General features: G+C 42.8%; 9 protein-coding genes, 1 tRNA gene and 2 pseudogenes. 1 reads left to right on the top strand and 11 read right to left on the bottom strand.

The window, feature by feature from the left end; genetic code table 11:
• The 6 genes and pseudogenes from JGK20_RS34755 to JGK20_RS33695 form a co-directional block, all read right to left on the bottom strand.
• Nucleotides 1-159, bottom strand: a pseudogene (locus JGK20_RS34755) (RNA-guided endonuclease TnpB family protein); the annotation flags it as partial.
• 387 nt (nucleotides 160-546) lie between these two features.
• The gene (locus JGK20_RS33715; RefSeq protein ID WP_293192632.1) at nucleotides 547-1314 is read right to left on the bottom strand and encodes a phycobilisome rod-core linker polypeptide; all 768 of its coding nucleotides are present in this window, start codon (nucleotides 1312-1314) and stop codon (nucleotides 547-549) included.
• Nucleotides 1315-1426: 112 nt separating this feature from the next.
• Entirely contained in the window at nucleotides 1427-2302 is an 876-nt protein-coding gene (locus JGK20_RS33710; RefSeq protein ID WP_293183822.1) for a phycobilisome linker polypeptide, read from the bottom strand.
• 201 nt (nucleotides 2303-2503) lie between these two features.
• Complete coding sequence (locus tag JGK20_RS33705) at nucleotides 2504-3073, bottom strand: chromophore lyase CpcT/CpeT (RefSeq protein ID WP_293233745.1); 570 nt, start codon at nucleotides 3071-3073, stop codon at nucleotides 2504-2506.
• A gap of 196 nt (nucleotides 3074-3269) precedes the next feature.
• The gene (locus tag JGK20_RS33700) at nucleotides 3270-3803 is read right to left on the bottom strand and encodes a phycobiliprotein lyase (RefSeq protein WP_293183817.1); all 534 of its coding nucleotides are present in this window, start codon (nucleotides 3801-3803) and stop codon (nucleotides 3270-3272) included.
• Nucleotides 3804-3911: 108 nt separating this feature from the next.
• A tRNA-Lys gene (locus tag JGK20_RS33695) sits at nucleotides 3912-3985 on the bottom strand.
• Between the two features lie 179 nt (nucleotides 3986-4164).
• Here JGK20_RS33695 and JGK20_RS33690 point away from each other — a divergent pair.
• On the top strand, nucleotides 4165-4509 hold the full coding sequence (locus JGK20_RS33690; protein ID WP_293183814.1) for a XisI protein: 345 nt from the start codon (nucleotides 4165-4167) through the stop codon (nucleotides 4507-4509).
• A gap of 176 nt (nucleotides 4510-4685) precedes the next feature.
• On the opposite strand, the gene JGK20_RS33685 is transcribed toward JGK20_RS33690, so the two are convergent.
• The 5 genes and pseudogenes from JGK20_RS33685 to JGK20_RS33665 all read right to left on the bottom strand — a co-directional run bounded on the left by JGK20_RS33685 (nucleotide 4686) and on the right by JGK20_RS33665 (nucleotide 6571).
• Nucleotides 4686-5474 carry an ATP-grasp domain-containing protein gene (locus JGK20_RS33685; RefSeq protein ID WP_293225300.1) on the bottom strand — a complete coding sequence of 263 codons (789 nt, stop codon included), beginning with the start codon at nucleotides 5472-5474 and terminating at the stop codon, nucleotides 4686-4688.
• Between the two features lie 65 nt (nucleotides 5475-5539).
• A complete protein-coding gene (locus JGK20_RS33680; RefSeq protein ID WP_293212505.1) occupies nucleotides 5540-5938 on the bottom strand; it encodes a hypothetical protein in 399 nt (132 codons plus the stop codon).
• A 35-nt stretch (nucleotides 5939-5973) separates the two neighbouring features.
• Nucleotides 5974-6069: pseudogene (locus tag JGK20_RS33675) on the bottom strand (hypothetical protein); the annotation flags it as partial.
• Between the two features lie 3 nt (nucleotides 6070-6072).
• On the bottom strand, nucleotides 6073-6312 hold the full coding sequence (locus tag JGK20_RS33670) for a hypothetical protein (RefSeq protein WP_293183809.1): 240 nt from the start codon (nucleotides 6310-6312) through the stop codon (nucleotides 6073-6075).
• Nucleotides 6299-6571, bottom strand: a complete 273-nt coding sequence (locus JGK20_RS33665) for a BrnT family toxin (RefSeq protein WP_293183806.1) — start codon at nucleotides 6569-6571, stop codon at nucleotides 6299-6301. The genes JGK20_RS33670 and JGK20_RS33665 overlap by 14 nt, the downstream gene beginning before the upstream one ends.
• Between the last annotated feature and the right edge of the window lie 163 nt (nucleotides 6572-6734).

The raw sequence follows: 6734 nt of genomic DNA, 5'->3' as shown, positions 1-6734 counted from the left end.
CATTTCGTTGTAATTGATATAACCCCATCCATAGACAAAACTTTGACGGATAAGGTAGTTAGCCGCGTTGTACAAATTTTTGGATTTAAAGGCTAATTCATCAATTTTAACAAAACGATTCTCGGTGGATTTAATGATGTGCCTCTCTGCTAGTTGCATTCAGACTCTCCATTTTTTGACAATCGCAATAATTCTCTCAGTTTACCATTTTGACTATATGATACTACTATTGCTTACTACTGCTTACAAACTTAATAAAGTTTTATAATACCATTTTAGAATTTAGATTTGAGAAACAGTCCTGGACGTGCTTCGACCAAATATTTTTTCCTTCTCCCCTAGATAATTAAGGCCTTCTTCTATAAATCAAGTTTTTGGCTTTTTTAAACAGAAAAAGAGCGAATAAGAAACTCGCTCTAGAGAAAGTATTAAGATACGAAACCTCAATCAAAAAAAACGATAGAAGAATCTAGCTCAGCTCATAAAGGGGAACCCAAGAAAGTTTCTAGTTATCCCCGACTCAGGCTCGCGTCATCAGTCTATGGCTTAAGCAACTTCGGTGATGCTGACAATTTTTCCGCCAGCGCGATGAATGCGCTGAATTTGCGGAGTCATCTTCCCACCAGAGACAAGATATTCAGTGTTGCTCACTCGGCGAGGGCTATCAAATTTAGCTCCTTTGACAACAATCTTGAACATTTTTTCGGTGGCATCTTTGGAAGCACTAATGCGACCGCCTGTGCTTGGTAAAGTAATTTTGTTACCACTATTACCAGCTACGAAGTCAACTAAGCGAGAAGCGGTAAAAGCACTGTCAACTCCTGCATAACCTTGATACAGGGAAAGAGTGCGATTGTAGCCAACTTGCTTTTGTCCGACTTGACTTTTTGCCCCTTGATAATAAGGGACTGTATTCTCGCCAAATTTGTCCTCATATTCTTGACTGTCAAGGTACGAGTCAATTTCTGCATCGTAGCCTTTTTCGATACAGGTGCGAATATGCTCAGAAAGTTCTGCTTGGTCTAAGGGAGCGCGACCTAACAAATGTTTAAAGTTTAGCTCGACAAAGCGGTAGGGAGCGCATGATTCAAAATACCGACTGCGATAGAAGTCGGATTTTGCCACAGCGCGGACAAATTCCCGTACTGTCGTCCCACCATCGCACAACTGGGATTCTGCCACAGTCAGGCGTTCGCTTTCCATCACGTGGGGATTGCCGAGCACTTGCTTGTAAACTGCCCGAATTACGGCCTGTGTATCATCGGAACTGCTAGTAGACCAAAGTTCTACTGGTGCATCTAAAACCACACTCATTGAGTTTCTCCTAAGACTAAATAACGTTTCAAAACAGGGAATTAAGGATTGAAGAAAAACACGCTCAGGGAGGTAATTCCCCAAGTCGTGAAGCTAGAAGTTTAAACGGTTTCTAGTTGACAGCAGTGATGCTGGCAATTACGCCGCCTTGTTTGTGGATGCGTTGATATTCTTGGGAAAGTCTGGAAAACGGCACTACATAAACTTGGTTGCTCTGCCGAATTTTTTGAACCCGATTCTTTGCAGAAGTGCGATAGCCAGTTACTTCGATACGGAAAACCTTACCTTCGTCACCAGAAGCAACGTTGTAAACACTTTTAGCACCGCGCTGTCTATCGGGAAATGACCAACCATCCCCAACTGAACCGCCGGAAGGAGGAATGACTGCTACAGGGGTTTCTTGAATCACGTATTTGTTCAAAACTGGGGATTTTCCAGAAAGACTTCCTTTGAAATCGCTGCTGGAAGGGCCGCGCAAGAGAGCAAACATATGAGTAAACCCAACCATATTTTGTCCTGGTTGGGTTTTGTAGCCTCGGTAGTAGGGAACGATATTTTCGCCGTAGGCGTTTTGGTATTCATCGCTGTCGAGGTAAGAATCAATATCTGCCTCGTAGCCTTGAGTATCTAAGATAGTGCTATGGGTTCTCATTTCTTCTAGGCCATCCGGAGCTCGACCGAGAAGATGTTTGAAATTCAGTTCAAGAAACCGATAGCGAGGACAAGTATCGAAAAAGCGAGAACGGTAAGCGTCGGATTTTGCCAGAGCGCGGACAAATTCGCGTACACTCAATGCACCACTTTTGAATTGCGATTCAGGAATTGTTGCCCGTTCGCTTTCCATGACGTAAGCATTACCCAAAACTTGCCGGTAGACGGCACGAATAATGGTTTCTACTTCTTCTTGTGAACGTCCTGGAATCAGTTCTAAACAGGGTGTTTCTTCAAATAAACTGACTCCAAGTCGAGATGCAGGTCCAAAAACCATTTAAAAAATCTCCACTATTGTGTTATGTGAAAATTTACCATAATTGGATGTTATATTAGAAAACTTTACATAATGTAACATTCCAGGGGAGGTTGCTGTTTCACGTACTACAGGAGTTTTTTGGGGTACAGGAGTCTTTTAGGGTAATAGGTGTGGCTGTAGTATGTGCTGCGCTCGCCTGGAAATTCGTCGGCGGGAAAATTAGAGAGGCGGTAGCTCTCCGGCAAAACTTTGACGCTTTTCAAACCATAAGGAGCCATTCTCTGAGCCCCAAATCTGTTCGTGAGTATTTACATCCATACCGCGATCGAGACTGCTCCAGGTTGTTTCGGTAATTTCCACGTCGCTGATGAGGTAGGTTGAACAACCTTTTTTTTCGATGAGACACTGGTTTCCTGGTTCTACACTACCACGAAACATTTCTCCTTCTCGTTTGAAAACCATAGAGCAATTGTAGCGCCGTTGAATGCAATCTGGTTTAATTGTTTTGAGAATGCTTAATTCCCGTGCTGCTCCGGCGTATTGTACTGGATCGTTGAGACTATAATTTTCAATATAAATTTGTTCTCCTTGGTCTATTAATTTGTGGACTCCTTGACGGTAGGGAGTCCACAGATCGTGGTCATAAACCTGCTCGGAGTAAAAGCCAATAAATATATGAATGTGGGCAAATTGTTGTGGTTTTTCAAAGGATTGTTTGTAGTTGCTGAAATCCCCGGCCATCCACTGAGCCAGAGTGATTAAATCATTATTTGTTTTAACTGAATTCATAAGTTTTTTTACTTTGTTATATAGCAATTATCAAGTGAGGTACGGATTAGTAATTGGTAATTGGCGGTGAGTACATCACTTGGTTGAGAACCGCTCTACCATTTATCAAAACTCTGGTTACAAAACAATTGTTCTGCTTGTTTCATCTACTCTTTAGGTAAGGTGCGTCGTGTTGCATGATTTTCGATAATTGGTATTATTTGCCGGAGAGCGATCGAATTTCTGAAGAAAATGATGCGGTGACAACTCCACTTCCTTTACTGGTTTTGATCAGGGAAACACGAAAGCGCAGGTTGGGATTGGCAAACCAAATTTTTTCTTCGGCGGCGGCGTTATCGTAGCTTGTGAGGAGGACAAAGGTGCCATCGTCTGTGATGTGATAGTCGGCGGCGGCGGGAATGGTTTCGGCATATCCTTGGTCTCGCAGTAGTTTACCGCGATTGGGGACTGTGGGATCTGGGATTGGTACGAGGATACAACTGCCTTTCATTTCAGCGTTTTCATCCCAATCTGACTGGCCTTCCCATGCCATGTGAAAGGGGTTGACTGCTTGGGCTGGGTCGATGTTGTAGGATTTGCAGAGGTCGATTACGGCAGCATCATCGGGTGAGAGTGCAACGATATCAATGACTGACTCGATCGCTTCAAAGTGTCGGAAAGTCAAGTGATGGGCGCTGCGCTGCGATCGCCACTGTCCGAGGGAATTGTCAACAAATTGCTGGATGTTCATGAAAATTATTTTACAAGCTCATTGACTCAAATATTCTTTTCAATTTTTTAAGATTGACGAGAACACTACAGCTTGCGGGTAATGGCATTGTACTATGTTGTTTGAGGATGGGAGTAGAAGGACTTGAACCTTCGACCTTGAGATTAAGAGTCACCTGCTCTAACCAACTGAGCTATACTCCCGCATCTAGGCTACTATAACACAACTAATCTGAAATATCAACTATTTTTGTAAATATTTGTGGCGATCGCCGGCTGGCGAGTTTTCTGTAAGGGCGATCGACAAGAGCCAAGAACCCGCAAGCTACTGATGGTATCATTCGTTTAGTTACCTTCGAGCCAGCAGAGGAGGCAATCGTGCAATGGATTCATTAAACATTCAATATCGCGACATCGTTGAAAGAATTCTCCAAGAATATATCGATTTTCTCGGTAATGACGACCTAGCTGAGGTCAAATTAGTATTAGATGAAAAGCGCGATCGCTATTTGTTAGTCGAAACAGGCTGGCAAAACGGTCATCGCATCTACGGAAATTTGATCCACATTGAAATTATCGACAACAAGCTGTGGATCGAACACGATGGTACGGAAGATGGAGTTGCTTACGAGTTGATGGCGGCGGGAATTCCTCAAGCAGATATTGTTTTGGCTTTCAAATTGCCGGAACTGCAAAAAGTGCGATCGGGGGCGATTTCGCGATCGTGAGCGATCGACCTTATTAAGGTGATGCGCGTACCTGCGATAGTCAGTCCGCGTTCTGTTCGGATAATTTTTGTTTGGGTGTTTGGTGTCGAAGTCATACTCGTAACCTGTGAGTTATTGCTTCTATAGTAGCTTATGAAATAACGAGTTTGTTTTTGAAATCAAGAGGAGACAGCGTGTTAGCTATTACCGCCCCAAATTTGTGCAAAACGTTCGGCAGACCATCCAACGATGTCTGATACTTGCCCATCTCCAATCTCGACAATTCGCTTGACTCCATCTTGGCGATCGACTACATCCACACAAAAGAATTTGCTGGGAATTCTCACAGCACATTCCTTAACAATATAGGGTATTTCCTCGTCCAAAGAAGCAGAAAACGGTTGACCGCTTACCACGAAGTAACGCCGCTCGGATTCTACAACAAAATCCTCGACTTGACGCACGCAGATGCCACCTTCTATTGTTCCTCGAAACTTTTGCATCTGGGTCACGACCGTTCTAATTTCTGAAGGCTGTTCGAGAATTGAACCGCTTGAGGTTTTGAGAGATTTAACGTAATCTTTGATAAAAAATCTTTCCCAGCCTAATATTTTTAACTCAGTTTCTAAATGATCATCAACAGTGTAAAACTTAGTAGCTGGAGTTAAATCAGCAATTAAAGGATACCAATTTGGCAGATAGTGCGTTAATAAATACTCAGCTTTGGAAGTAAAGGCGCTAGATCCGGTGCTATCTACAGCATTCACCAATAGCTCGTAATCCAAGGGTGAAAGCATCCAACCTCTGTAGACTACGTACGAGTTTTGAGAAATGGGAGGATTAATTTTAGGCAATTTACTCCCCAAAGATTCTAAGGAGATAACAGCAGTATTTAATCCTACGTTGTTCAGCGCTGAAACTTGGCCAGCGTACATCTCATCAACTTGTTTTGGATTGAAGTAATCGCTAGGAAAAAGAAATATCATGATAATTATTAGCCGTCTACTCGATAATCTTCATAACAGAACCTCTTGGTCACCAATGTACATAGTTAAAAATTAGGAAATGGCTTATTTATCCACACCTCACAAATACGCGCATAACTCTTACTGAGGTCTGGTGTACAAGGCAAGTTTCTAGCCTTAGGCTCAAGTGGCTTGAGAACTTTTGACAGTAATAACATAGGGACATCTAAAGTGAGAACCAAAGCTAAGCCAATCCTAGGGTTTACTACAACAAGGTACAGCCCCATGAAGAATGCTGGCACAAGAAAAACTAATAATGCTAAAGTCATATACATATTTCTGCGTGCCAATGATTTGAAGGCTTCAAAATCGCTGCGAGTTTCGATCGCGCTATGAGCTGCAAGAAACCGCCGAACATCGACCCAAGCGACGATCGCAATCATCGTTCCAAGTATTTTAAGAAGTAAACATATTCCTGCAACCATCTATACCTCGTTAAATATTTAACTGACTTTTCAATACGCTGAATCTTGGAGACGACGCCCGCACCGACGGTACGATCGCCTTCGCGGATGGCAAAACGCATATTTTGTTCGATCGCGATCGGCTTCACTAAATTCTAGTCATTGCCTCTCATATTGCCGAGAGGATACTTATTGTCTTTCATAACTCTCATCAAAAACCGTAGAGCTTCATTTACTGCTTCAGAATCGGGAAACATTTCTGCAACATCAGGTTCCAGATGAACTGTCAGCCCGCTAAAACTCTTGCGTGCATGACCTACTTTTCTCACTCGCAAGCTCTTCAGATCGTATTCCGATCGCAGTTCGTCTTCCATATCTGTTTCAGCCTTCTTCATAAACTTCTCGCTCTTTTCTAGTTACTTCTCTGGCGCTAATTAAACGAATTGTCTTGCCCCTTTCCGTATAAGACACTATTAATAAACGGCCTCGGCGCGATTCTCCTACAATAATATATCGATCTTCCTCATCAGAATGGTCTGGATCGTAGAAATCGACATATAGCGGATCGTCAAAAACAGTTTTTGCCTCTTCAAATGAGACTCCGTGCTTTGACAGATTTCTCGCTGCTTTGTTTTCATCCCACTCAAAATTCATGTACGTATTGTAGCATCATGCGTTTTTTGAATGCAACTGTGTTGTGCAGGCACGAACGTTATTTCTATTGACTGGCGATCGCCCCACTAACTATCTTACAACAGCACCTTTACAAACAAGCAAACAGAAAAGCCAATTACCATTCGGGCAATTGGCTTTTCTG

Origin of the sequence: Microcoleus sp. PH2017_05_CCC_O_A, from assembly GCF_020738785.1 — a bacterium.
Lineage (GTDB): Bacteria > Cyanobacteriota > Cyanobacteriia > Cyanobacteriales > Microcoleaceae > Microcoleus.
The sequence above is the reverse complement of the archived record's forward strand: the minus strand, read 5'-3'. Positions and strand labels throughout refer to the sequence as shown.